Raw genomic sequence first — 25,736 nt, 5'->3', positions numbered from 1 at the left:
AGGGTTAGCACACGATCCGTCGCTGGGTATAGCTTGTCATTGCTGAGCACAGGCGGCAGGGAAAGTAGCGGTCGCAACAGGCGAAGCGGATGGCGAGTTCGGTGGCGTAATGGACGAACCGAGTGTGTTCGTCAACCGCTGCGCCGAGTACTCCGGGAACGCGTGTCAGTGCGTCCCGTCCTTTCGTTACGCCGAACACTCGCCCGTGCGACTCCCGATCTGAGCCCAGCTCGGCGTCCGCTCAGGGTCAAGGGCCGATTGGATCCCGCCATCCACGTAGAGTGGAGACCCCGACCGGAGAAGGACCCATGCCGCTTCCCGCCGATTTCGTCCACCCCTTCGCCGAGGTGGCTCTGAGCAACATCACCCGTGAATATCCGTTCGCGTCCCATCATCTGGCGCGGAGTGTTGCCGATATCGTGCCGGCAGCGGGGATGAATCCCGCGTTCGCAAACTCGTATGACTGGCACTCGAGCGTGCACATGCACTATCTGCTGGCATCGCTGCTGGGGACCGAGGCGGCACACGGGGCTAGCTGGCGTGAACGCGCGATCGAGGTTCTGACCGCGCATCTGAGTGAAGAGAATATGCTCGCCGAGGCGGCCTTCCTCCGCGAGAATCCGTCGTGGGAGCGTCCATACGGCTGGGCGTGGGCGGTCGAGCTCAATCGGGTGCTCGATGCCAGTGGGATTCCGGAGTTGCGCGCGCTTGGTACTCACACGCAGGTGCTCGCCGAGACGGTTTTCGATCTCGTCGCTGCCTGGCTGCCGAGAGTGGCTGAGCCGGTTCGACATGGAGTGCACTCGAATACGGCATTCGGACTGCGTCGAATCCTCATCGGTGCTCGGGAGGCAGAACGGCACGATGTCGTCGATGCCATCGCAGGTGCGACTCGTCGATTCTTCGCCGAGGATGCGGCGTGGAACTTCACTCAGGAGCGAAGCGGTCACGACTTCATCTCCCCCGGTCTCTGTGAGGCCGACCTTATGGCTGAAGTGCTCACCGAGGGCGAGTTGGCGACGTGGCTACCTGAGTTTCTATCCGAACTCTCGCCGGAATCCCCAGCGCTCACACCGGTCAAGGTCCTCGACCCAACCGACGGCCAGCAGAGCCACCTCTACGGTTTGGGCCTCTCGGTCGCGGCTTCAGTCCTTCGGTTGGCTCCTAAGTTGGAGGCGATCGCCGAACATACTGACCACGATGACCTCATGGACCAAACCAAAGGCATGCTCGCCCGAGTCGATTCGCTGATGGCACCCGGGCTCGATGCGGCAGTCTCAGATGAGTACGTGTCTTCCCACTGGATCGCAACCTTTGCATGGGAAGTCTTGCATCAGTCAAAGGGGTAAATGAATCGTCCTCCGCTCCACATAGGAAGAATTCCTTAAGAGACAGCCTTTGCTTCGAGAAAGAGATCTGTTGGCATTGGCCTGTCGAGTTTCCAAACAATTTGGATTGGACGGGATCCTTCGTGCGATTCATACGTCGCTGTACCCAGACATGTATAAGGCGATGTTCCCAAGTCGTCTGACTTTGCCTGCCGGACGAATAGTAGAACTCGAGATCCTAGTTCGCGATGGCGAATATAGCGTTGCCCGGTTGGGCTTTCGACTGAGGTCCCCGATTGCGACTCCCAATGGAACAACTCCGGAGTCAGTGCGTAGTCTTTGTATAAAGTAGACGGCGAAAAATCAGCTTCCGATTTGCGCAAGGTTATGAGCAAGACGTCAGTCTGGTAGTCTTTGAACCATTTAACCCCTTCACGAAAGTTTCCAGGTTGAGGCTTCTCGACGGTCCCCATTCCGAAAGCCGCTAACAGTTCCTCGCGAGAGTACCGCGCATGTGTGTGTAACGGCAATTTGCCGAGGTCACCTTCCAGAGATCGAGGATTCGATCGACTTGACGCTGTAGTGACAGATAGAAGCTGATCGAGTTCCTGACATAGATAGTCGTTCGAACGGATCTCGTCGAGTCCTTCATTTATCGACCCGCCGTCGCCTTTCGGCCAAAATGTGTAATATAGCATCGCCGCATATGGATCGTTAGAAACTTCCTGCCTCAACATTGAACCACGTGCAAGAAGCCTGCGATATGCCGCGGCTCGCGCCAGATCATCTACGTGAGTCAATGCCCTAACTCTATTCATGATCTGAGAAGCGAGCATTTGTTCTACTGCGCTTGATTCGTTCTTTGAGAAGGCCAGATGGCGAACAGTCGACCAGGTCGCCGGCAACTTCAGTCCGCCCAGGGTGCGGTTGTTCGGCTTATAAATGTCTGGCAGGTCTCGACCAGACTGACCAAGATAGTCGCCAAGCTGGTACTCGAGCGGACTGGTCTCTGTGGGTTTGTGCTGTCGTATGTCAGAAACCAGTGCCTTCGTAGTCAAAGACAATTGGCTCTTAATGCTTTCTAGGACGTGTTCCTGGGCAACACGGTCGAGAATTATTTGCGACCCCCCGGGCATCTGGGGGAACCCCTTTTGCACTGCATCTTCTAGCCGGCCACGCGGGATGCCCGTCATGGCCCGCAATGGGATATCGAACCGGAACTTTGCGTGCTGATGCCCAACGAAATCAAGTACAGTCAGAAGCGCCTTGCCACGCGCTCGACGCAGCCCCCGTCCCAGCTGTTGAAGAAATACTGTTGCTGACTGTGTCGGACGAAGCATCAGAACGGTGTCGACTTCGGGTACATCCACGCCCTCATTAAAGATATCCACAGTGAAGATACACTGCAGATCTCCTGAACGAAGTCGGCGGAGGGCACTGTCACGCTCCTCGGTCGTAGAACTTCCGCTCAACGATTCCGATGCTATTCCTGCTTGGTTGAATACATTCGCCATGTAACTTGCATGATCAACAGTCACACAAAAGCCCAACGCCCGCATACTTTGTGGATCAAGAATTTTCGCGTCCAATTGGCGAAGGATAAGTGCTGCGCGTTCACTGTTGCCGGTGTAAACCGCTGACAGCTCCGCGGAGTCGTATCCTCCTGAGCGGAAAGTCACGCCACTCAAATCAACATTGTCTGCGATCCCGTAGTAATGAAAAGGCACCAACAGATCTGCTTCCAGCGCATCCCAAAGTCGGAGCTCACTAGCGATCCTCCCATCGAAGAACGCTTGAGCGACGTTCACTCCATCTGCCCGCTCCGGGGTGGCAGTCAATCCAAGTAACTGGTTTGGCTTGAACCAATTGAGGACCTTTCGATATGTCGAAGCCTCCGCATGGTGAAATTCGTCGATAACGACAACGTCAAAATGATCAGGGGCCCATTGCGCCAGCTGATCGTCTCTTGACAGCATTTGAATAGATGCAAATACGTGGTCCGTGTCTCCTGGAACGGCCCCACCGACCAGCAGGGATCCAAAATCGCCTTCCTTGAGCACAGCACGGTATGTGTCCAGTGCTTGGCTCAGAATTTCCTTACGGTGTGCGACAAATAGAAGTCGTAACGGTTTTCGAGCAGTACCTTGTGCGCGTGCCAAATCACGGGCTTCGCGAACAAGTCGCTCATAGTCGAGTGCCGCAACTACCGTCTTGCCGGTGCCCGTAGCCGCAACAAGTAGATTCCGAGACCGTGCGTGCTCAGTGCGTTCAGAAGAAACATCATCGAGCATTTCAATCTGGTGAGCGAACGGCTGAACATCCAGGAATCGCGTATTAATTCCTGAGCGAGCGACGGTTGTCCGACTACCTCCAACTCGAGCATCCGCTAATGCTCCGTCGAGACGCTTTGCGTCACGAGCTGGAAAATACTCCTCGAACTGGCTAGAAGCCCAGTATGATTCGAATGTTGCGTCAAAGTTATCCATCAGAGACCTAGTTGCTTCTCGAGAGACCCTGACGTTCCATTCCAATCCATCGACGAGCGCCGTCCTGCTCAAGTTTGAGCTTCCAACATACCCAGTGTCGAAACCAGTTTTCCGATAGAAGAGCCAAGCTTTCGCATGAAGATGTGTGGTTCGTGAGTCGTAATTGACACGCACTTCAGCGCCAAATTCATCGACAAGCCGATCGAGGGCTTTACGTTCAGTTGCGCCAATATATGTGGTCGTGAGAACTCGAATCGGCACTCCACGCTTGCGTAACCTTTGGAGCCCCTGTTCTATAGTTGTAATTCCGCTCCACTTTACAAAGGCACACAATAGGTCCACTCGGTCGGCGCTCTCCATTTCAAGTCTCAATTCAGATTGGAGACTCGGAGTACCAGCAGCATTCGTGAAAAGCGCAGTTTCAGTCAGCGGCGTCGAAGGTCGGCTAACGGGAGCCTTCTCATATATCGACTTCAGTTCGCGGCGGTCACTAGTCAGCTGAAGATCGCTTTCACCCAATGGCAGTGCTTGGAGTATCTTGTTCGCCAACAACACCCGGTCTTCGGCATCAGATCGTGCCAATGCCGCCTCCACTTTTCCACCGATATGACGCGCAGCTCGCGCAGGAAAGTCCGCAACATCTACGTGCTGAGTTTCTGCGTATTTCGAGTCTTCCAAATTATTGATGAGTGCGTCTGTGGAGCCATCAACAAGCAGCTCATAAATGCCTGGTGGAAGGTTTGCATTGTCGCTCATCAGTCGCTCACTCCGATTTCCGCTCCCAGTATCGCTTCAATAGCTTCAACAGCGGGCAGATCGGGTTCTGCCCAGTCCACTTCGTGCAAAGTTGAAACTGTCACCCATCGGATTGCATCGTGGTCACTGCTCGCCGTCGGCAGCTCGTTCGCCGTGGCCCAATAGCAGGCTAAGTCGATAACTCGGCCGTCTACTTCGGTAGAGGCACGGGCGACTAGCCCCCCAACACTTACTTTGATTCCAAGTTCTTCACGTATCTCGCGGACAAGCGCCGACGGTTGTGTTTCAGTAGGTTCAACTTTTCCGCCAGGGAACTCCCATTTGCCTCCCGCAGATCTGTCTGCTGCGCGGCGGAAAGCAAGAACTGCTGGCTCTCCTTGGGAGTCACCGCTAAAGACTGCACCAACGACTTCGAGGTAACTGTGCTCCATGAATTGCAGCCTACCTGGGATTTTGCTCTGTTTGATGTGATTAAGATAGCCGATTCGAGGTACATATATCGGCCATAGTCGCATCTGCCGGCGTTGGGTTATTCCTCAAGGATAAAAACTGGACGGTATCCCCCACGAACCTCATTGAGTGGCTCAGATATAGCCGTTCGTCGGCTAGGTCGTCGCAATTAGACACCTCAGGGACTTCGTCTTCTGGTGGAAAGTCACTCCGCGCAGCAGAACAAACTGAAGTGATTTTAATGAGAGCAGGCCATGCATAGACACCACACCGTCGAGTGGCTCAACACCATCGATAAATACGTATCAGGTACTCAGCAATATCGCCAGCCTTCCAAACCGATCACTTCCCGAAATAGACGACCCCGCTCAAACCCAACTGATCGCGCGCAGCCGTATCGAGTCCGAGTTCGGATTCGAGCACCTCAGCGGCGTCCCCGCCCAATGCCGGTGCAGGGAAGGCATCGGCCACCGGTGTTCCGCCGAATTGCAAAGGCACCCGAGGAGCCAGCACACGCCCGACTCCGGGCTGATCGATCTCGGTGAGCAGCGGGTTCTCCGCCGAACACCGTGGGTCGCTGGTGACAAGCTCTTCGAAAGTCTGGAACCCGCCGACGAGCACACCAGCGTCCTTAAGCGCAGCTTCCGCCTCTGCGAGGGTGTGCTTGGCAAACCACGGGCGCACCACCGCATCGATAGCTCCCCGAGCCTCGAACCGACCGCCTTCGGTGGTCAGGTCGACATCCAGTAGCGGACCGATCATCTCGAGCTTCTCGCTCAGCCCGGTCGCTTTCCCCAAGCCTCGCCAGTGCTTGTTCGAGATGACGGCGACCATCACCTGACGTCCATCCGAACACTCGAACGACTGACCATAGGCACCGTAGAGACCATTGCCCAAAGCGCCTCTGGTCTTCCCTGTCGCCTGAACCTCGGCGATATAGCCGAGATTACCGACAGTCGCGAGCATGACATCGGACAGTGCCAGGGTGATCTCCTGCCCCTTGCCCGAACCACGACGATCCAACTCGGCAGCCATGATCCCGTTGGCAATATAGAGCCCGGCTGCGACATCCCAGGCTGGAAGAGCATTATTCACTGGCCGGTCGTCGTCGCCGGTGATGATCGGGAACCCGCTGGCCGCATTCACCGTGTAATCGACTGCCGGCGAACCATCGTGCCACCCACCCAAACGCAACATGACGAGGTCCTCACGATGCTGCTTGAGGTTCTCGTAGCTCAACCATCCGCGGGCCGGCAGGTTCGTCACCAGTGTGCCCGCCTCGGCGATGAGGTCGGTCGCAATCTTCTGCCCCTCCTCGGACTTCAGATCGAGCGTGACCGAACGTTTCCCCTTGTTCAGGGACGCCCAGTAGATGCTTGTGCCGTCATCGCTGATCGGCCACCGATTCGCATCGATGTTCCCACCGATCGGATCGATACGGATAACATCGGCACCCAACTGCGCGAGCGTCATCGCTCCCAAAGGTGCTGCCACGAATGCGGAGATCTCAACAACTTTGAGGCCGGTCAGGGGGGCGGGGCGAATGTCGGTCATGATGGGCTCTCCTCAGTTCTTCGTCGTCACGGTGGCAGCGACAGCGGTCTTCCCACCCGGGGCTATGGCCTGGAGTTCATGAACACCGGGTTCGGTCTCTCGGCCGACGAGGTGGATCTGCTCGCCGGCGAACAACGGGGACTTCGCGGTGAACCGGTATCCGGTCACGACCGCCTCGGGGTGGGTGGTCATGAACGCGTCGAGCAGCAGCGTCGCGGTCAGCGGTCCATGCGTGACCAGACCGGGATAGCCCTCGACCTCGGTAACGTACGGGTGATCGTAATGGATGCGGTGGGAATTGAACGTCAACGCCGAATACCGGAACAGCATGACCTCATTCGGTCGGACCGAGCGCGACCAGTCCCAACCGTCGGGGACGGGCGAGTCTTCTCGTGGGGGTTTCGCCGCTGATCCCTCCGGCGCCGAGGTGGCCTCGCGGTAGACGATCGTGTGCCGATCCGTCGTCGCCAAGACCCCATCCGCAGAAACCTCGTGACGCAGCTTCACGAAACACAGCGGTCCGGTGCTGCCGGTCTTCTCCGTGATCGACTCGATCGTCGTCACCCGCTCGATCGCCTGCCCGGGCAGGATCGGGGCGTGGAAGGTCAGATCACTGCCAGCCCACATCCGCCGGGGCAACGGCACCGGAGGCATGAACCCACCCAGCGCGGCATGCCCATCGGCTCCGAGCTCGCTCATCGGCACATCATCTTCGGAGAAGTGCAGCCAATGCCCGAGCGGGAACAAGGGCGCTGCCTGGTCGCCGTCGTGGCCGAGCAGGGTGGCCAGGCGTGCGGCCCGCTGGCCGTCAGCGGTCTCGGTGGCAGTGGCGCTGCGGCCAACCCAGTCCTGGAGGTTCGGAGAGTCACTCATCGCAGTCATCTTCCTATCGGTAGTTCGAGAAGTATGTCCCAATTGCTACGTGACGGCGGCTCAGATACCTCGCGCCAGGGTGCTGGGCCGCCGTCGGGTAGTAATTCAGCGGCCGAGGAGTTCGTCGGAGATGATGCGCATCTGGATCTCCGACGAGCCCTCGAAGATCTTCGTCAGGCGAGCATCCCGCCAGTGGCGTTCGACGGCGAAGTCCTTCGTGTACCCGGCACCGCCATGGATCTGCAGCGCCTCCGAGGTGACCTTCTCGCTCATCTCTCCGGCCAGGTACTTCACCATCGCCGCTTCCTTGTCACAGCGACGACCCGAATCGATCTCCGTGCACACGTGGTACATCAGCTGCCGGCACGCCTCGATCTGAGCGGCCATGTCCGCGACCTTGAACCGCAGATGCTGGAAATCAGCCAACGGATGGCCGAACTGCTCGCGTTCTTTCAGGTATTTGATCGAGTCCTCAAGTGCCGCCTGCGCCAGACCGATCGACCTAGCCGCCGTATGGGCGCGGCCCACTTCGAGACCGGACACCGCCTGGTAGAAACCGCGGCCTTCCTCACCGAGGAGGGCATCGGCAGGCAGGACGAAGTTGTCGAACGACAGCTCCCATGTCTTCCACCCGTGGTACCCGATCTTCTTCGCCGGCGCCCCGGAGATCCCCTCGGGGAAGGTGCCGCGTTCCTTCTCGACGAGGAACACCGAGATCCCCCGATGTCGCTTCTCCTCTGTGGAGGTGCGGGCGAAGAGGACGATGTAGTCGGCCTGATCGGCATACGTGCACCACATCTTCGTGCCGTTGATGACCCAACCACCATCGGCATTGCGCTCGGCCTTGCACCGCAGGTTCGCCACATCCGACCCAGCCTCAGCCTCAGACAGGGCGAAGGCGCCGAGGTACTCACCACTGGCAACCTTCGGCAACAGACGTGCCTCCTGCTCGGGCGAGAATCCACCACCCATGCCGTTGCCGCGAGCCAACAGCCCGGCCACCGACATCCAGGCACGGGAGAGTTCCTCAGCCACGAGGCAGTACTCGAACACACCAAGCCCCAGTCCCCCGTACTCTTCGGGGATGAGGATGCCGAAGAACCCCATCTCCGCCATCTGCTTGACCATCGACTCGGGGAACTGCCCTTCAACAGGGTCGAGTTCGTTGGCGATGGGCAGGACGACATCACGGGCGAACTCGCGGGCGAGCGCCTGGATCTCGAGGCGCTCCTCGGTCATCATGTGCGGAGTGTCCGGACGCGGACGCGGCTTATGAGTCATCTTCTGCCCTTTCTGGGGTCTTCGTGTCTTCTTCGATTCGTATCACTGTCCGACCACCGCCGGCTGAGCCGCCCATTCTCGAAGGACGGCGGTTTTGATCTTCGAGCCGTTCGTTCCCGCGGTGACGGGCATGGTTTCGACCAGGCGGACCTCGGTCGGGACCTTGAAGCTGGCGAGCTGCTGCCGGCAGTACTGCCGGATGTCCGCAGGTTCGGGAGTAGTTCCGGGCACTGGCTGAACGAAAGCGACGACTTCGGGCTCGCCGACGTCGCTGCTGCGCCCGACGACCTTGACCAACTCGATGTCCGGATGGGTGATGAGGTGCAGCTCGATCTCTGCGGGATCGACGAGGAACCCCCGCAGACGGATGACGTCACCCATTCGGCAGACGTATTCGAAAGCCTCAGGCCCTTGAGCGCGCCCGAGGTCCCCCGTCTGGAACCAGCCGTCGGCGGTGAAGTTCTTCCTTCCTTCTCCCTGATCACCGAGGTAGTGGTCGACGACGTTGGGACCCCGGAGTTGGACTTCACCTTCCGAGCCTTCGGACACAGGCTGGTCCGTGACCGGATCGGCGATGCGGTATTCGTAGCGAGGGTCGACGAGGCGACCGCCTCCCGAGTACCGCAGCTCTTCCGGGGTGTCGTTCGGCCAGAACGAAGTGAGTGCGAAGACTTCGGAGGATCCGTAGACGCCGACGGTGCGGGTGCCGAACTGTTCGGCCGCCCATTCGGCGATGTCGGCGGACATTCCTTGGAAATCGGCCACGCCTGCCCACCGCCACGATTCGAGTTTCGTGCCCGTGTCTTCGCAGACCTTGCGCACTCGGGAGAGCATGTCGTCGGCTCCGACGAAGTGTGAGCCGGAGAAGGTGCTCCAGGCCCGGACGAGTTCTTGTTCGTCGAAGACCGGGTGAAGGAGGACTGCCGCTCCGCCGAAGAGTGCCCCCATTCCCGCCGAGTATCCGAAGACGCCCGAGTACGGGAGGGGTTCGACGAGGACGTCACCGGTGGTGAAGCCGATTCGAGAGGCGACCTGCTGGGAATGAGTGATGACGGCGGACTCCCGGTGAGCCGCGAGCTTCGGCATCCCCGTGGAGCCGGAAGTCGTGAAGGCAACCGACAGCCGGGATTCTTCGGGTGCGGCCGCGGCGAATGAAGTCGCTGCCTGATCGATGGTTGACGACTCCGCTGGGACGAGCACTGCCCCTGCGCCGAGGTCGTAGTCAGCGATCTTGGGTTCGCTCGCGGCTCCCGGCACCGCCCAGACGAATGCCTTCGGCGGGGTGAAAGGCTCCCCCGGTGAACGGTCCTGCTGTGCGGCAGTTTCCTGGTCCACCTCGGCGATGGCCTTCCGTGCGGTAGCGAGGAAGTCGAGGTTGCGGAATCCGTGGGCCACGACGAGCACCTGCGGGCGGGCCTTGGTGAGGACGTGCCCCACCTCGGCGACGTTGTAGCGGGTGTTCACCCCGATCACGTGGGCACCGAGCGCGGAAGCCGCGAACTGCCACGCATAGGTATCGGACCAGCTTGGCAGCCAGACTGCGATGCAGTCGTTCGGGCCGACACCGTGCTCGGCGAACAGATCGGCGAACTCGTTGGTGCGGGCGAGCAGATCCGAGACGCTGATACGCACGTGGCCGGACTCGGTGCTTTCACGGGCGGCACCGGTTGGCACCGGGTCGATGAGGGCCGTCCGTTGCGGGTCGGTTTCCGCCCAGGTTTTCAGATGACCGTAGAGAGTGGCGGGTGAATTCATGAGCGGGCGGCCTCCAATTCTTCGGTCTTTCGGTCAGCGTTGCAGGCATCGGCACTGCCGGAATCGGGAAGATCGGTATCGGCACCGCGAGTGCCGGCACTGCGCACCCAGGAGTCGACCGCCTCGGCGAAGTCCGACATCTCCTCCATCGGATAGTGCCCGATTCCCGGCAGGAGGACGAAGGTGCCTCGGGGGATCGACTCCGCGTCATGGCGGATCGCTGCGGTGTCGATCCACAGGTCGTCCTCACCGGCGACGAGCACCGTCGGGCAGGTGACAGCGGGCAGGTCCTCGCTGACGTCGTGGCGCCCCCAGCCGATGAGATCCGAGTTCGACACGATCGGATCCTCCCTGCAATGCATCCGGGCGATAAGTTCTCGCTGTTCCTCGTCGATTGCCGAGCCGACGACGGCTCGCGTCCCCCAGTAGGTGCGATCGCCGCGGGAGGGCGTCGAGATGTCGACGAGCTCACGTGTCAGGCCTCGCAGCGAGACGTGGCCGGGGCGGGATCCGGCGGCCATGGCGATGGCCGCGATGATGCGGTCCCCGGCGCGCAAGGCCAGGTCGATCGTGATCTTGCCGCCGATCGAGCACCCGACGGCGACGAATCGATCGATCCCGAGCTGGTTGAGCACTGTCAGACCGAATCGTGCGTATTCGCCGAGGTCGGTCACCGGCCCGCTCTTCGCCGGCTCGGTGCGGCCGTGTCCGGGCAGGTCGGGAACGATAACCCGGTAGCCGAGGGCGGCGAGGTCGGCCGCCACGTGACGGTACTGGACTCCGGACTGTCCTGCGGTGTGAACTGCGAGCAGCGGTGTCGCGTCGATGTCGCCCCAGTCTTCGACGAACGCGATGCGGTCGTCGATGATCAGCTGGTGAGCGCGGAGGGTCGTCACTGCCGGACCGTTCGTGTGGTTCAGTGTCGTCATCTCAGGCCACCTGCAGATTCGTGTCGAGGACGCGTTCGGAGCCGACATAGCCGGCTGTGACGGCCATGGCTCGAGCGTGGTCGATGATGCGGATCAGTGCGCTGGTCATGCGCAGGTACTCGTACCCGGATCCGGAGGAGCGCATCCTCCCGCTCATCGCGGTCTCCATGAAGCGGTTGCGCTCGGCGGTCACGAGATCAACGAAGACGTCGCCGGGGATGGAGAGCACGAAGTCAGCGCCGAGGATGGAGCGGGCGACGACCTCGAGCACGTGACCGCGGTAGCAGCGAAAGTGCACTGGGCGACCGCCGATGGCGATGCCGATCGTTCCGTCGTAGGCCTCGATGAGTGTGGAGAACTCGGAGTCCTCACGCAGGCGATCGCGCAATGCGCTGTTCCAACCAGCACTGCCTGGGCAGAGCAGATCGGACACGTCGTCGCTGTTGTCGATGGCTTCGGCGAAGGCGAAACGCACCGAGGCGGAATAGGCGGCGTCCCCTTCGAGATGAGCTGTCACCTCGGTCCGCAGCTCCTGTCCCTTTTGAGGCAGGACGGCCGTCACCACCGCAGACGGGGAGACGAGTTCGCCGTCGTCGGTCTGGACCGTGCCGTTCGTCTCCAGCTCAGCCGAGACCAGTCGGACCGACTGCCCCAGCTCCTGACCGATCGCCTCGGCAACGGAGTCGGCCAGCGCCAGCGGACTTGACGCAGCCAGTGCGTCAGCATCGGCGAGCAGTCTTCGGCCGGGTTTGAGCGGGGTGGTCATGACAGTTCCTTCCGGGTGTGCTTATGAGTGCAGGTGAACTTATGAGTAGATTGGTGCCCATGGAGGACACCCCAACCAATGCGAACCGGCGGCGAGCAGCGCCGAGATTCATCGACCGTGACACGGTTGTCCACGCGGCTCTCGAGGTGTTCTCCGCGCAGGGGTTCCACGGCGCGTCGACGCGGCAGATCGCGAAGGCGGCGGGCACTTCCCTGTCGAATCTCTACAACTACTTCGGGTCGAAGAGTGAGATCCTCGAGTTCGTGCTCGAAGAGACGGCGCGAACCCTGGCCGATTCGCTCGAGGAAGCGGTCGGCGCAGCGGGAACGGACCCGTTGTCGAGGCTCGAGGCCGCGGTGCGTGCCTACGTCGATTTCATCGTGGCCCAGCCCCGCGCCTCGGTGGTGGGCATCACCGAATTCCGCTACCTCGAGGGGGAGAACCGCGCCGAGGTGGTCACCGAAAGAGACAGGACGGAAGCGGTGTTCCGGGCTGCGATCTGTGACGCTGCTGCCGCCGGAGAGTGCGAGGTGCGCAATCTCGGCTCGGCGGTGCGCGGCGTCGTCACCCTCTGCAACTCGATGTCGACGTGGTACCGGCCCGACGGTGAACTCTCGCCCGCCGAACTCGCCGATCTGCAGGTCGACCTCGTCTTCGGTCTGGTCCGTGCCGCCACGCGGCCTGTCTCTTCCGACTGACATCATCCGAGCCGTTCGACCGTTCGGGCATCGGCCGCGTCGACGGCGGGTGGGAACGAGAATCGTGCCGCGTCCCATCCGGATTCGAGCGACGACCAGAAGAAGAACGAGACTCGACGCTCCTGGAATCGCCACCCGTGTGCCGTCCTGACCATCGTGTCTTCGTACCGACCGGCCGCGATCTGGGATTCGCCGTCGACGACGCAGGGCTGGAGCAGCCAGGTCGTCCCCGTCGCGGAGTCGCCGTCGAGCTCCACGGTTTCGTTGGAGCTGAAGTGCCACCACGATGTCACGGTCGAGGAATTGAGCTGTGGGAAGAACTCGAGCATCTCCGCACGGCCGCGTGCAGTGGACAGGCCGACGAACGCGCCGTCCTCGGTGAACGTGTCGGCGAGGTCTTCCCAGCGACCGTCATCGAGTGCCTGGCAGTATCGGGCGCGGAGCTGCCCGATCTCGTGGATGTTTTCGAGGCGAGTGATTCTCTCTTCGAGGGTCAGTGTCGTTTCAGGCATGTTCGGCCTCCTCGGGGGTTGTCGACTTCGGCGCGGCATCGAGCTTGCCTGCTTCGCGAAGTTCGCGTTCTTCGATGTCTGCGGCCGTCTCATGCAGGTTCGCCTGGAAGCGTTCCCTGATGGAGTACACGGCGACGAATGTGATGACGGCCATCGCGATGATGTAGAGGGAGACGCTCGCCGAGGTGCCGGTCGCTTCGATGAGCGAGACCATGATCATCGGTGCGAGGCCACCGGCGAAGACGCTCGCCAGCTGGAATCCGAGGGAGGCTCCGAAGTACCGGACATCGGCGGGGAACATCTCGGCGAACAGAGCTGCCTGAGGCCCGAACATCATGGCGTGCAGGGTGAGACCGACGATGATGGCTGCCGCGACGAGGAACGGATTGCCGGTGTCGACGAGCCAGAAGAACGGGAAGGCCCACACGCCCATGAGCACGGTGCCGAGCAGGAAGATCTTCCGACGGCCGTGTCGGTCGGACCAGGCCCCGAAGTAGGGGATCGTGAAGATCTGAGTGGCGACGGCGAGGCAGACGATCATGATCATCGTCGTCTGCGAGAGCCCGACATTCGCGGTGCCGTAGGACAGCATTCCGGAGATCATGATGTAGAAGGTGCCGTTGACGACGAAGAATGCGCCGGCAGCCTGCAGAATCTGCTTCCAGTACAGCCGCAGGGCGCGCAGGAAGGAGACGCGAGGCATCTTCGTACCGGCGGTTGCGGCCTCCGCCTTGGCCTGCATCGACTTGAAGACGGGGGTCTCTTCGATCTTCATCTGCACGAAGATTCCGACAGCAACGAGGAGGATGCCCGACAGGAACGGCACCCGCCAGCCCCACTCGATGAAGGCGCCTTCATCGACGAAGAGCAGGATGCAGAGGAAGAAGGCGTTGCCGATGATGATGCCGGCGACGGTGCCCAGCTGAACGAGGGAGCCGTAGAATCCGCGACGCTTCAGCGGTGAGTGCTCGGTCAGCAGCAGCGTGGCGCCACCCCATTGGGCGCCGACGCCGAGTCCTTGGATCAAGCGTGCGGTCACCAAGAGGATCGGTGCCCAGATTCCGATGGTCTCGTGGCTGGGCAGCAGTCCAATCGAGGTTGTGGCCAGTCCCATGACGATCATCGAGGCGACGAGCGGTCCCTTGCGGCCGAACTTATCGCCGAGTGCTCCGGCGATGATGCCGCCGACGGGACGGGCGATGAAGCCCACCGCGAGTGTGCCGAACGAGGCGATGGTTCCCAAGGCTCCTTCGAGCGAGGGGAAGAAGACATGGCCGAAGACGAGCGCCGAGGCGGTCGAATAGATGAGGAAGTCGAACCACTCGAGCGCTGTGGCGATGACAGATGCGGCAGCGAGGCGAGTCATCTTGCCTTCGTCGGGTGTTTCGAGTTCGGTCGTGGTCGTGCCGGACGTGGTTGCGTCAGGGCCGGTGGGTGAGTTGGGTGCTGATTGCATTTTCACTCCTCATTGAGCAGGGAAGAACGTTCGTTCTTGTATGCTGAGTATGACAGAGGCGCTCCACCCAGGCAACAGGCGCCCGATTTCGGCCCCTGACCCAGGAGGACTCCATGCTCGAGAAGCGCACCACTGACAACAGCCTCTACTTCGAGGACCTCGAGGTCGGCCAGGTCTATCGGTCCCCCGCGCGGACGCTGACGGAAGCCGACCTCACAATGTTCTCGATGCTCTCGGGCGACTGGAACCAAGTCCATGCCGATGCCGAATACATGGAGGACCGAGGCGGACGGCTGTTGCACGGCGCCTTGGGAATCGCCGTCCTCACCGGGCTGATGGACCGAGCCGGCTGGTTCGCGCAATCGGCCATCGCCATGACCGGACTCGACGACTGGAAGTTCCTCACGCCGCTGCGCATCGGAGACACAGTGACTCTCGAGATGGAGATCCTGTCCTGTCGGAAGGTCTCGGCAGGAGACAAGGGCTTCGTCGACCGGCGCTTCACTCTGTTCAATCAGCACGGCGAGAAGGCGCAGGAGGGGAGATCCGGATTCCTCATCGAGCTGACACCGTCCACGCCGTGACCAAATAGGGCCGATGACCCTCAGGCCTTGTTTCGGCCGATGAGCTGTTTGGCGATGACGTTCATCTGGATCTCGTTCGTGCCTTCGCCGACGATCATCAGAGGAGCGTCACGGTAGTAGCGTTCGACGTCGTATTCGGTGGAGTATCCGTAACCGCCATGGACGCGGATGGCGTCGAGGGCCACCTCGGCGGCCATCTCCGAGGCATAGAGCTTCGCCATTCCGGCCTCCATGTCCACACGCGCACCCGAATCGTAGGTGCGGGCGGCGTGGAGGACGAGCTGCCGGGCGGCCTCGAGCTTCGTGGCCATCGTGGCGAGCTTGTTGCCCACGGCCTGGTGCTTCCAGATCGGCTTGCCCATCGACTCGCGCTCCTGCGAGTACTTCACCGCGTCATCGAGGGCGGCCTGCGCGACGCCGAGCGACCGGGAGGCGACCTGGATGCGGCCGATCTCGAGTCCCTTCATCATCTGCTTGAACCCGACGCCCTCGGCCTCACCAAGCAGCTGCGACTGCGGCTGCCGGAGACCGTCGAAGGACAGCTCGCACGTCTCGACGCCCTTGTACCCGAGCTTCGACAGATCCTGGGAGACCGTGAAGCCCTCCCCCTTCTCCACGAGGATGATCGAGATGCCCTTATGACGGGGTTCCGCCTCCGGATCGGTCTTGCACAGCAAAGCGATGAGGTCCGATTTCCGGGCATTCGTGATCCACGTCTTCGACCCGTTGATGACGTAGTCGTCTCCATCCTTCGCTGCTGTGGTGCGCATCGCCTGTAGATCGGAGCCGCCGCCGGGTTCGGTCAACGCCATCGTCGCTCGCAGCTCTCCCGTGGCCATCCGCGGCAGGTACTTATCCTTCTGCTCATCGGTGCCGTATTCCTGGAGGAGCTTCGCGACGACGGTGTGCCCGCCCATGGCACCGGCCAGGGACATCCACCCGCGAGCCAGCTCCTGAGTTATGAGCGCATACGCCTCGGTAGAGACCTTGCCCATCCCCCACGGCTCGTCGATGGCGAGCCCGTAGATGCCCATGTCCTTCATCGTCTGGATCCATGCCTCGGGGTATTCGTTGGCGTGCTCGACCTTGTTGACGCTGGGTTTGACCTGTTCGTCGATGAATTCGGCGACCAGGTCGATCATCATCTGCTCTTCATTGCTCACTGCCATGGTGAAATCCTCTGTTCGTTCGTCATTTGGAAAGTTCAGTCCAGTCGGGTGCCGTCACGCACCGTGCGGGTCCGGCCGAGGCCGAGCGTCGGTGGGCCGGTGCTGTCGAAGAAGTCATTGCCCTTGTCGTCGGTGATGATGAACGCCGGGAAGTCGTCGACGTGGATCTTCCACACTGCCTCCATCCCGAGCTCCTCCATATCGAGGACCTCGACCGAGGTGATGCAGTCCTTGGCCAGCCGGGCGGCAGGGCCGCCGATCGATCCGAGGTAGAAGCCCCCGAATTCGGCGCAGGAATTCTTCACCTGCGCAGACCGATTGCCCTTGCCGAGCATGATCATCGACCCGCCGGCCTCCTGGAACTGCCGCACATAGGTGTCCATCCGCGACGAGGTGGTCGGACCGAACGACCCCGAGGGCATCCCCTCGGGCGTCTTCGCCGGCCCCGCATAGTAGATGGGATGGTCCTTGAAATAGTCGGGAAGCTCCCCACCGCCGTCGAGGCGCTCGCGCAGGTTCGCGTGCACGATGTCGCGGGCGACGACGACCGTTCCCGTCAGCGACACACGGTCACCGACGGACAGTTCGGACAGCTGTGCCTGCAGGCTCGGCATCGGTCGGTCGAGGTCGATGGCGGTGACATTGCCGGATTCGATCTCCTCGACCCGGCCCATCGCGGGCAGGAACCTCGCCGGATCGTGTTCGAGCTCTTCGATGAACACGCCGTCGGAGTTGATGCGGGCGATGATCTGCCGGTCGGCCGAGCAGCTCACGGCGATCGCGATCGGCAGGGATCCGTTGTGTCGGGGCAGCCGGACGACGCGAACATCGTGGCAGAAGTACTTGCCGCCGAACTGGGCACCGAATCCGAGGTTCTGGGTGAGTTCGAAGACGGTCTGCTCGAACTCCTTATCCCGGAATCCGTGGCCCAATTCGGCGTCGCCGGTCTCCGGCAGATCATCGAGGTAGTGGGCACTGGCGAGCTTCGCGGTCTTGAGCGTGAATTCGGCCGACGGCCCGCCGATGACGACGGCCAGATGATAAGGAGGGCAGGCCGCGGTGCCGAGGGTGGAGATCTTCTCGGCGAGGAAGTCGAGCATCGCCGACTCGTTGAGCACGGCCTTCGTCTCCTGGTAGAGGAAGGACTTGTTCGCACTGCCTCCGCCTTTGGCCATGAACAGCAGCTCATAGTCGTCGTCGGGACTCAGCGCCACCTCGATCTGGGCGGGCAGGTTGGTGCCGGTATTAGTCTCGTCGAACAGGCTCGTCGGTGCCAGCTGCGAGTACCGGAGGTTGAGTTCTTCGTAGGCACGGCCGATTCCGCGCGACAGATGCTTGGCATCATCGCCGTCGGTGAGCACGTTCGGTCCGCGCTTGGCCGAGACGATCGCGGTGCCCGTGTCCTGACACATCGGCAGGATCTCCCCGGCCGAGACCGCGGCGTTCTGCAGCAGGTCGAGGGCGACGAAGACATCGTTGTCACTGGCCTCGGGGTCATCGATGATTGCGCGCAGGCTCGCCAGGTGGTCGGTGCGCAGGTAGTGGGAGACCTCTTTGAAGGCCACCTCGGCGAGGTCGGTCAACGTCAACGGTGCCACGTGGAGGAAGGAGCGGGACGCTCCGGCCACCTCGGCGTGGATCTGCTCGACTCCGGCGATGTCGAGCTGGCGCATCACCGGGCCGTCACCGTGCGTGGGCAGCAGAGGTGAGTAGGCGAAGTCATCGGCTCCCGCCGAGGCGGCCCCGCCGTCGGTCGGTTGTGCGGGTTCTTCATTCATCGTCGTCAGATCACCCCGTTGGCGCGCAGTTCGCCGATCGTCTCGGCATCCATCCCCAGCTCGCCGAGGATGGACTCCGAATTCTGCCCCACCGCCGGGATCGGGTCCATGCGATTGCCCACCCCGGACATCTCGACCGGGGGCGCGAGCATGGAGATCGGACCGGCCGGGGTCTCGACATCGTGCCAGCGGTGGCGTTCGGTCAGCTGCGGATGGTCGGCGATCTCGCTCATATCGCGTTGCCGGGAGTGGGCGACGCCGGCTGTCTCGAGCAGTTCGTCGCAGGCTTCGCCGGTGAGCGCGGAGAAGGCTCGCTCGATGATCTCCTGAAGCTCGTGTCGGTGGGCGTAGCGGTGAGCGGCACGGTCGAAGCGTTCGTCGGTGACCATATCGGGGCGGTCGAGGACCTGGGTGGCGAAGCGTTCCCATTCGCGTTCGTTCTGGATCGCGAGCATGATCTGAGTACCGTCGCCACAGGTGAACGCACCGTAGGGGGCGATGGCGGCGTGGGAGGTGCCGGCTCGGGTGGGACGGGTGCCGCCATAGCGGGTGAAGTAGAGGGGGTAGCCCATCCATTCGACGAGAGAGTCGAAGAGGCTCGTCGACAAGGTGGCTCCAACACCGGTGCGCTCGCGGTTGTACAGAGCGGTGAGGATGCCGGAATAGGTGTACATTCCCGCGGCGATGTCTGCCGTCGAGATTCCCGTCTTCGCGGGGAACTCCTCTGTTCCGGTCACGGAGACCAGTCCTGCCTCGGCCTGCACAAGTGCATCGTATGCCTTGGCATCTTTGTACGGCCCGTCCGTTCCGTATCCGGAGATCGACGCATGGATCAGCCGAGGGTTGATCGACCGGAGCTCGTCGGCACCGAGGCCGAGTCTCTCTGCCGCGCCGGGGGCAAAATTCTGGATGAAGACATCCGCCGAGGCGATGAGATCGTGGAGGATCTTCAGCCCGTCGGGACTCTTGAGATCGAGCGCCAGGCTCTCCTTATTCCGGTTGATCCATACGAAATGGCTCGAGAGTCCATTGACCGTCGTGTCGTATCCGCGGGCGAAGTCGCCGACGCCTGGGCGTTCGATCTTGATGACCCGGGCTCCGAGGTCCGCCAGCTGGCGTGAGGCGAACGGGGCGGCGACAGCCTGTTCGCAGCTGATGACAGTGATGCCGGACAGCGGCAGGTTCGAGGCGGTCGCGTCGTCCTGCCCCGCGGGGCTCGGTACGGACGTCGGTGCAGCAGTGGCCATCGGCCCTCCACGACGAGGTGTGAAACGTTGACATCCACATCATACATATCTCCACAGATAATGCATTCTTTAGTCCCGGCTGATGCCTGAGCCTGTAGACTGAGACCATCGAGACATGAAACCGACACCCCGACAGCGGGTGACGTATGAACGAAAGGCATCGGGTGGACCAGGAGTCGGCATCGACCAAACGGGACGTCATCGTCCTCGGCCTGCGCCGAAAGATCCTCTCTCGCGAGCTCGATCGCGGCGAACGACTGCGACAGGATCAGGTCGCCGACTGGTTCAATGCCTCCATCACCCCCGTCCGCGAGGCCCTGCGGATCCTCGAAGCCGAGGGACTCGTCACCTCCGAAGCCCACCGGGGCGTCCGTGTCGCCGGCGTCGACGTCGACCGTCTCAAATCCCTCTTCGTCACCCGAAAGCTCACCGAGACCTTCGCCATCGCCCGCGCCACCACACGGATCTCCAGGCACGAGCTGCGCCAGGCCGAACGTCTACTCGAGGCCCTCGACGAGGCCAGCGCCGAGGGCGATTCACTGGGACGCAACACCCGCAACGAGGAGTTCCACTTCTTCTTCTACGACCGCTGCGGAATGCCCGCGCTGCGCGACGACATCGCCGCACGCTGGCGAGCGTTCCCTTGGGACCTCACCCTCGACAGTCCCGAGAGACTCGACCAGGTGCACGCCGAGCATCAGTCGATCGTCGACGCTGTCCGCGACGTCGATCCGGACGCGGCGGCGCGCCACCTCGGCGATCACATCACGAACGGCTTCCTCCGCCTGGCCGAGTCGACGACCGGTCAGGCAGTCTCCGACCCCTTCGACTTCGACACGGACTGACGCCATCGAGGCAGGCTGCGAACTCACAGTTCAACAAATAATGCATTATTTCGACGATCATATTGGAAATCAGCGAAAAGTCCTCTAGGCTCGTGAACGGTCGATCGAGAACCTGACTCGACATGAACTCTCCTCACGGCAATGACCGGCCGTCGTCTTCGGTGAGCTCGTCCGCACACAGGCTCCCGATCGGCTTCGCCCCTGGCCAACCAGACTGGAGCTGACGATGACGTCAATGAGACGACCGAGGTGGAAGCCGCTCATCGCGGGCCTCTCGATAAGCCTCCTGCTGCTGAGCGGATGCAATCCCGCCCGCAGCGGAGACCAACAGAAATTCGAACTGCGCTTCGCCCATGTGACCTCGGTGGGCACACCGAAGGGACTTGCCGCAGACTTCTTCGCCGAACAGGTCGAGAAGAAGTCCGGCGGCCGCATCGAGGTCGAGGTGTTCCCGAACTCGGAACTCTACGGCGATAAGGACGAGATGCAGGCCATCCAGTCGAATGCCGTCCAGGTCCTGGCCCCGGCGAGTGCGAAGTTCACGACGATCGCACCGAGCCTGCAGGTTCTCGACCTGCCGTTCATCTTCGACGACCCCGACGAGATCCCCGAGGTCGCCAGTCCCGATACCGAGATCGGCAAGGCCATCTACGCGAACCCCGATCTCGAGGAGAACGGGCTCAAAGTCCTCGGTCTGTGGGATTCGGGCATGAAGCAGATCCACTCGAACAACAAGACGCTGAAACCCGAAGACATGAAGGGCAAGAAGTACCGCATCCAGCCTTCAGACGTGCTGCGCACCCAGTTCGAGACCTGGGGTGGGATTCCGACCCCGCTCGCGTTCGCCGAGGTCTACAGCGGACTGCAGCAGGGACTCATCGACGGAGGCGAGAACACCTACTCGAACATCCAGTCGCAGAATATGCACACCGTCCAGAAGTACGTGACCGAACTCGATCACGGATACATCGGCTACATCCTCACTGTGAATAAGCGCTGGTACGACGAGCTTCCCGACGATCTGCAGACCGCAGTCGACGAGGCCGCCGATGAGGCCAGCGAATTCAACCGCAAGGAAGCTCAGAAGGTCAACGAAGAGTCGAAGAAGACCATCGAGGAATCCGGCGGCACGGAGATCGTCATCCCGAGCAAGGACGAGCGTCAAGCCTTCAAGGACATGGTCGTGCCGTCCGAATACGAGAAGTACCGCGACGTCATCGGTCCCGAGGTCGTCGACGAGCTCCTCGAACGCAACGAGAAGAGGGGCTGATGATGAAGACCATCGACAAGTACCTCAGCCGGCTCGAGAACGTTCTCGCCGGCGGCTGCCTCATCGCGGCCACCGCCTTGGCGGTCTTCGCCGTGCTTCTGCGCAACATCACCGGTGACGTCATCTTCTGGTCCGAAGAAGCCGTCATCTACCTCATCATCTTCTCGACGTTCTTCGGCGCGGTGGTCACCCTGCGCCACAACGAGCATGTGGCCGTCGACATCATGCCTGCTCTGCTCAAGGGCAAGGCGAAGAAGTTCTTCGTCGTCCTCGGCGGACTGGCCACGCTGGTCTACGCCGGCTTCATCGCCTACCTGTCCTGGGCACTCATCACCGAACCGTTCTCGCGGACGACGATCACCCCGGCGCTCAAGCTGCCGCTGTGGGTCGTCGAGCTCTCGCTGGCCGTGGGCATGACGCTGTTCTTCATCCGCGCCGTGGAGATGACCATCCGCGCCCTGCGCACTCCTGCGGCGGAGCTCGACAAGGATGTCCTCGCCGAGGAGGCCGCCGCCGTCGGCATCGATGTTGAGGACCTCGCGATTGTCGATGACGGAAGCGACCGCGCGAACCGCGCGGACGGGGACAACGGGAATGACCGCCTCGGCGATGGCAGGAACGATGAGAAGGGAGGCGATCGCTGATGTTCGAAGCCACCATCGTCCTCGTCGTCGTTCTCATCGCACTGCTCGTCACCTCGGCGCCCATTGCGGTCGCCTTGGGCCTGACCAGCCTCGTCTACTTCTACTACTTCACGCTCATTCCGATGACTCAGGTCTCGGAACGGCTGTTCAACGCGCTCAATTCGTTCCCGCTCATGGCGATCCCGTTCTTCATCCTCGCCGCGAACATCATGTCCCGCGGTGGGATCTCGAGGCGGCTGACCGACTTCGGTGCGGCCATGGTCGGGCACCTGCGCGGCGGTATGGCGATCACCACGGTGCTCGCGTGCATGTTCTTCGCCGCAGTCTCCGGATCATCGCCGGCCACGGTCGTCGCGGTCGGTGCGCTGATGATTCCGGCGATGATCAAGAACGGGTACCCGAAGGAATTCTCCACTGGGCTCGTCGCCACCTCGGGGTCGTTGGGAATCCTGATCCCGCCGTCGATTCCGCTCATCGTCTTCGGCATCGCCACCGAGCAGAACATCGGCGACCTGTTCCTCGCGGGCGTCCTGCCGGGCATCCTCGCCGGCGTGATGCTGCTGGGCATGGCTGTGTTCGTCGCTTGGAAGAAGGGCTACGGTCACGCCGGGGTCGGCTTCCGGATGTCGAACAAGGACAAGTTGAAGGCGTTCCGGGATGCGATTCTCGCCCTTGCGCTGCCGTTCCTCGTCCTCGGCGGAATCTACTCCGGATGGTTCACCCCCACCGAGGCGGCCGCCGTGGCCGTCGCTTATTCGCTGGTCGTGTCGCTGCTCATCTACCGCGAGATCAAGATCTCGCAGCTGTGGGAGGTCACGCTGGCGTCGGTGAAGACCTCGGCGATGGTCATGTTCATCATCGCCAACGGCATTCTCTTCACCTTCGTGCTCGCCAGTGAGCGGATCCCGGGTCAGATCTCGACGACGATCACCGAATGGGACCTGCAGCCGTGGCAGTTCCTCATCCTCGTCAACATCCTGCTGCTGTTCGTCGGCTGTGTGATGGAGACATCCTCGGCGATCCTCATCCTCGCCCCGATCCTGCTGCCGATCGCGATGGAGCTGGGCATCGACCCGATCCACTTCGGGATCATCGTGGTGATGAACCTCGAGATCGGCATGATCACACCGCCGCTTGGGCTCAACCTGTTCGTCGCCTCTGGCATGTCCGGTATGAGCGTCGTCGGAGTGGCGAAGGCCGCGATCCCGAGTGCGCTGGTGCTGCTGGCGGCACTCGCGCTGGTCACGTTCGTACCGTTCTTCGCCACGGCGTTCGTGGGGTGAGCGTGTAAGTCAGAGCGAGCCGCGCGATTCGATTGGGACCGCGGGCCGGGTCGGGGCACAGTGAGTGCAGTCGACCTGGCCTGCGGTTTTCTGTCTCCGGAGGTCTCTGTCACAAGTGACAGTGAGTCGTCGCTCGCCGCAGACGGCCTATTCGGATGCGCGAGGCGTCGGCCCATCCACGACGCGGTAGGTGGTCTGCACCATTCCGCCGTCGAGGACCTCAGTCCGGACGTGTTCCAGGTCGACATCGCCGCCGAGCGGACCGAACAGTGATGGCCCATCGCCGATGAGCACGGGTACGTAGGAGAGCGTGATCTCGTCGACAAGTTTCGCAGCTAAGAACCAACGAATGGTCTCCCCGCCATCGGCATAGACCCTCCGACGACCATCTCTCTGCAATGCGTCGATGGCGGATTCGGGGCTGCGGTGCACGGTGATTCGAGAGTCGACACCCGGTGGGAGGGTCGTGCTGATCACGTGGATCGGGCGGTCGAGGTACGGCCAGTCTTCGTAGGCTGCGATGGCTTCAAAGGTCCTCCGCCCCATCACCAAGGAATCAACCGACTCGAGGAACGGAGTGAACCCCGCGTCTCCAGCAGCTGCGCCTCGTCTGGTCAGCCACTCCAAGTCCCCATCCGGACGCGCGATTCGCCCGTCGACGCTCAGACCGAGGAAGACGAAGGCGCGGACGGACTGCTCTGACCCGGACATGTGGTCAAGTGTCTCAGCTGCGAGCAGCGACATTCAATAGAGAACGGTCCCAGATCGATGAACAGTGAGTTCGCCGCCACCTCTTGACGACGAGCGCACTCACAGTCGTAGGTTGGATGCCATGACTCTCCTCAACGACTTCGAGGTCTCTCCCATCGGCTCGTCGAAGGCGGCCGCAACATCGTCGACAATCCGAAGTGGATCAGTTCCGGACGGGAGTGAGGGAGGAGCGCCGCCAGTCGCTCACCCGACAGCGGCCAAGAACACCTCACCCCACGGGCCCCGGAAGTTCAAGCACTCGGGAATTGCGAAGCCGCCACCGGAGCACGCTGATGCCCAACCTGGTGCGGTTGTAGCCAGACAGCGGGTCGTAGCCGAGGCAGCGTTCGATCTGCTCGGCCCGGCTCTGCACCGTGCTGTGGTGCAGACCGAGGTCGCGCGCCGCCTGCCTGATCGTCGGTGCTTCGAGGAGCACGCGCACCGTGGACTCTGCCCACGGCGAGTCCATGATCTCGTCGATCAGCGCAGCGTCCGGATCGGTTGTGTCAGATGATTCGGCGAGCAGTTCGACGAGCCCACCGAAGTTTTCCGCCCGCACGAGCCCTTCCTCGGGCGGGCGGCTGAGCCGCAGTGCCACCACAGCTGCCCGAAGTGACCGCGGCAATTCTCCGATCGACCCGGACGGCCCCAGTCCGGCCGGTGTCACGGCGACACCCTCAGTGTCGTCGGTCACGATGACCACCTGCAGAGTGCCATGTTCGCTGGTGATGACATCGGTGGGACCGGCGGGTCGTTTCTCGAAGACGGCGAACAGCGGGGCCGCGAGGACTCGATATCCCGAACCAGGCGTCAAACCGAGGCGAACCGCGGCAGCACTCCGGTCTTCGGGCGTCGCAGCAGGATCTAGGGCGAGCGCCACGTCCCGCGGGGTTTCCAGCTGTTGCCGTTCGAGACCGAATCTCACGCCGATGGCCAGGCCGAATCTCTCAAGGATGAGTTCATCGTTGGGCAAGGCACCGTCCTCCCGCTCGAGCCAGACCTCGGAATCGTTCGGCAGGGACAGGGCGGCCACCTCGGCGGGTCGGTCTCCCGGAATCGAGATTCCGCCTGAATCGACCCTCAGCTGCCTGCTCCCGTCCCCACTGCGAAAGCCGGCCGGGCAACCGGCCAGAGCCGCGGCCGCAGAGGCGAGGGCATGGGAATTGACCTCGCCGGCCATGAGTTCGTCGAAGCAGGCGATGACGCGCAGACCCAGGCTCACCTCGGGATCTAGCTTGGCAATCCTGCCGAGCAGCTCCTGCACGTCACCACCTCCTCGTTCGTCCGTCGGTCGACGATTGGCAGTCCACGATTGTCGCCCG

General features: G+C 61.9%; 22 protein-coding genes. 7 read left to right on the top strand and 15 right to left on the bottom strand.

Going from position 1 to position 25,736, the window contains the following annotated elements:
* The first annotated feature begins 281 nt into the window (after nt 1–281).
* Nucleotides 282–1,349: a DUF2891 family protein gene (locus tag SB749_RS06420; RefSeq protein ID WP_410709597.1), complete on the top strand. Its 1,068-nt coding sequence runs from the start codon at nt 282–284 to the stop codon at nt 1,347–1,349.
* A gap of 35 nt (nt 1,350–1,384) precedes the next feature.
* On the opposite strand, the gene SB749_RS06415 is transcribed toward SB749_RS06420, so the two are convergent.
* The 8 genes from SB749_RS06415 to SB749_RS06380 all read right to left on the bottom strand — a co-directional run bounded on the left by SB749_RS06415 (nt 1,385) and on the right by SB749_RS06380 (nt 12,178).
* Entirely contained in the window at nt 1,385–4,570 is a 3,186-nt protein-coding gene (locus tag SB749_RS06415) for a DUF3427 domain-containing protein (RefSeq protein WP_410709596.1), read from the bottom strand.
* Nucleotides 4,570–5,001, bottom strand: a complete 432-nt coding sequence (locus tag SB749_RS06410) for a (deoxy)nucleoside triphosphate pyrophosphohydrolase (RefSeq protein ID WP_410709595.1) — start codon at nt 4,999–5,001, stop codon at nt 4,570–4,572. The genes SB749_RS06415 and SB749_RS06410 overlap by 1 nt, the downstream gene beginning before the upstream one ends.
* Nucleotides 5,002–5,362: 361 nt before the next feature.
* Nucleotides 5,363–6,574: a CoA transferase gene (locus tag SB749_RS06405; protein WP_410709594.1), complete on the bottom strand. Its 1,212-nt coding sequence runs from the start codon at nt 6,572–6,574 to the stop codon at nt 5,363–5,365.
* Between the two features lie 12 nt (nt 6,575–6,586).
* Nucleotides 6,587–7,447 carry a MaoC family dehydratase N-terminal domain-containing protein gene (locus SB749_RS06400; RefSeq protein WP_410709593.1) on the bottom strand — a complete coding sequence of 287 codons (861 nt, stop codon included), beginning with the start codon at nt 7,445–7,447 and terminating at the stop codon, nt 6,587–6,589.
* A gap of 105 nt (nt 7,448–7,552) precedes the next feature.
* The gene (locus SB749_RS06395) at nt 7,553–8,728 is read right to left on the bottom strand and encodes an acyl-CoA dehydrogenase family protein (RefSeq protein ID WP_410709592.1); all 1,176 of its coding nucleotides are present in this window, start codon (nt 8,726–8,728) and stop codon (nt 7,553–7,555) included.
* A gap of 42 nt (nt 8,729–8,770) precedes the next feature.
* Nucleotides 8,771–10,483 carry an AMP-binding protein gene (locus SB749_RS06390; RefSeq protein WP_410709591.1) on the bottom strand — a complete coding sequence of 571 codons (1,713 nt, stop codon included), beginning with the start codon at nt 10,481–10,483 and terminating at the stop codon, nt 8,771–8,773.
* The gene (locus tag SB749_RS06385; protein WP_410709590.1) at nt 10,480–11,412 is read right to left on the bottom strand and encodes an alpha/beta fold hydrolase; all 933 of its coding nucleotides are present in this window, start codon (nt 11,410–11,412) and stop codon (nt 10,480–10,482) included. Before SB749_RS06385 ends, SB749_RS06390 begins: the two co-directional genes overlap by 4 nt.
* 1 nt (nt 11,413) lies before the next feature.
* The gene (locus tag SB749_RS06380; RefSeq protein WP_410709589.1) at nt 11,414–12,178 is read right to left on the bottom strand and encodes a hypothetical protein; all 765 of its coding nucleotides are present in this window, start codon (nt 12,176–12,178) and stop codon (nt 11,414–11,416) included.
* 59 nt (nt 12,179–12,237) lie between these two features.
* Here SB749_RS06380 and SB749_RS06375 point away from each other — a divergent pair, with 59 nt between their 5' ends.
* A complete protein-coding gene (locus SB749_RS06375; protein ID WP_410709588.1) occupies nt 12,238–12,876 on the top strand; it encodes a TetR family transcriptional regulator in 639 nt (212 codons plus the stop codon).
* Nucleotides 12,877–12,878: 2 nt separating this feature from the next.
* On the opposite strand, the gene SB749_RS06370 is transcribed toward SB749_RS06375, so the two are convergent.
* A complete protein-coding gene (locus tag SB749_RS06370; RefSeq protein WP_410709587.1) occupies nt 12,879–13,388 on the bottom strand; it encodes a nuclear transport factor 2 family protein in 510 nt (169 codons plus the stop codon).
* Entirely contained in the window at nt 13,381–14,844 is a 1,464-nt protein-coding gene (locus SB749_RS06365) for an MFS transporter (RefSeq protein WP_410709586.1), read from the bottom strand. Before SB749_RS06365 ends, SB749_RS06370 begins: the two co-directional genes overlap by 8 nt.
* Nucleotides 14,845–14,957: 113 nt before the next feature.
* Here SB749_RS06365 and SB749_RS06360 point away from each other — a divergent pair, with 113 nt between their 5' ends.
* Entirely contained in the window at nt 14,958–15,428 is a 471-nt protein-coding gene (locus tag SB749_RS06360; protein ID WP_410709585.1) for a MaoC/PaaZ C-terminal domain-containing protein, read from the top strand.
* Nucleotides 15,429–15,448: 20 nt separating this feature from the next.
* Here the strand turns inward: SB749_RS06360 and SB749_RS06355 are convergent, their stop codons facing one another.
* Genes SB749_RS06355 through SB749_RS06345 form a run of 3 tightly spaced genes read right to left on the bottom strand, consistent with a single transcriptional unit; the run spans nt 15,449 to nt 19,622 of the window.
* A complete protein-coding gene (locus tag SB749_RS06355; RefSeq protein ID WP_410709584.1) occupies nt 15,449–16,597 on the bottom strand; it encodes an acyl-CoA dehydrogenase family protein in 1,149 nt (382 codons plus the stop codon).
* A gap of 35 nt (nt 16,598–16,632) precedes the next feature.
* Nucleotides 16,633–18,375, bottom strand: coding sequence for a FumA C-terminus/TtdB family hydratase beta subunit (locus SB749_RS06350; RefSeq protein WP_410709583.1), 1,743 nt, complete (start codon nt 18,373–18,375; stop codon nt 16,633–16,635).
* A 5-nt stretch (nt 18,376–18,380) separates the two neighbouring features.
* On the bottom strand, nt 18,381–19,622 hold the full coding sequence (locus SB749_RS06345; RefSeq protein WP_410709582.1) for a CaiB/BaiF CoA transferase family protein: 1,242 nt from the start codon (nt 19,620–19,622) through the stop codon (nt 18,381–18,383).
* A gap of 146 nt (nt 19,623–19,768) precedes the next feature.
* Here SB749_RS06345 and SB749_RS06340 point away from each other — a divergent pair, with 146 nt between their 5' ends.
* From SB749_RS06340 to SB749_RS06325, 4 genes are all read left to right on the top strand, one after another.
* The gene (locus SB749_RS06340) at nt 19,769–20,467 is read left to right on the top strand and encodes a GntR family transcriptional regulator (protein WP_410709581.1); all 699 of its coding nucleotides are present in this window, start codon (nt 19,769–19,771) and stop codon (nt 20,465–20,467) included.
* A 226-nt stretch (nt 20,468–20,693) separates the two neighbouring features.
* Nucleotides 20,694–21,737 (top strand): DctP family TRAP transporter solute-binding subunit, encoded by a 1,044-nt coding sequence (locus tag SB749_RS06335; RefSeq protein ID WP_410709580.1) that lies wholly within the window; start codon nt 20,694–20,696, stop codon nt 21,735–21,737.
* A complete protein-coding gene (locus tag SB749_RS06330) occupies nt 21,737–22,381 on the top strand; it encodes a TRAP transporter small permease (RefSeq protein ID WP_410709579.1) in 645 nt (214 codons plus the stop codon). The genes SB749_RS06335 and SB749_RS06330 overlap by 1 nt, the downstream gene beginning before the upstream one ends.
* Nucleotides 22,381–23,664, top strand: a complete 1,284-nt coding sequence (locus tag SB749_RS06325; protein WP_167193398.1) for a TRAP transporter large permease — start codon at nt 22,381–22,383, stop codon at nt 23,662–23,664. The genes SB749_RS06330 and SB749_RS06325 overlap by 1 nt, the downstream gene beginning before the upstream one ends.
* Before the next feature lie 147 nt (nt 23,665–23,811).
* Here SB749_RS06325 and SB749_RS06320 read toward each other — a convergent pair whose 3' ends face one another.
* Both SB749_RS06320 and SB749_RS06315 read right to left on the bottom strand, forming a co-directional pair.
* Nucleotides 23,812–24,375 (bottom strand): dihydrofolate reductase family protein, encoded by a 564-nt coding sequence (locus SB749_RS06320; protein ID WP_410709578.1) that lies wholly within the window; start codon nt 24,373–24,375, stop codon nt 23,812–23,814.
* A 268-nt stretch (nt 24,376–24,643) separates the two neighbouring features.
* On the bottom strand, nt 24,644–25,678 hold the full coding sequence (locus SB749_RS06315; protein WP_410709577.1) for a helix-turn-helix domain-containing protein: 1,035 nt from the start codon (nt 25,676–25,678) through the stop codon (nt 24,644–24,646).
* Nucleotides 25,679–25,736 lie beyond the last annotated feature (58 nt).

Origin of the sequence: Brevibacterium sp. SIMBA_078, from assembly GCF_046534565.1 — a bacterium.
Lineage (GTDB): Bacteria > Actinomycetota > Actinomycetes > Actinomycetales > Brevibacteriaceae > Brevibacterium.
The sequence above is the reverse complement of the archived record's forward strand: the minus strand, read 5'-3'. Positions and strand labels throughout refer to the sequence as shown.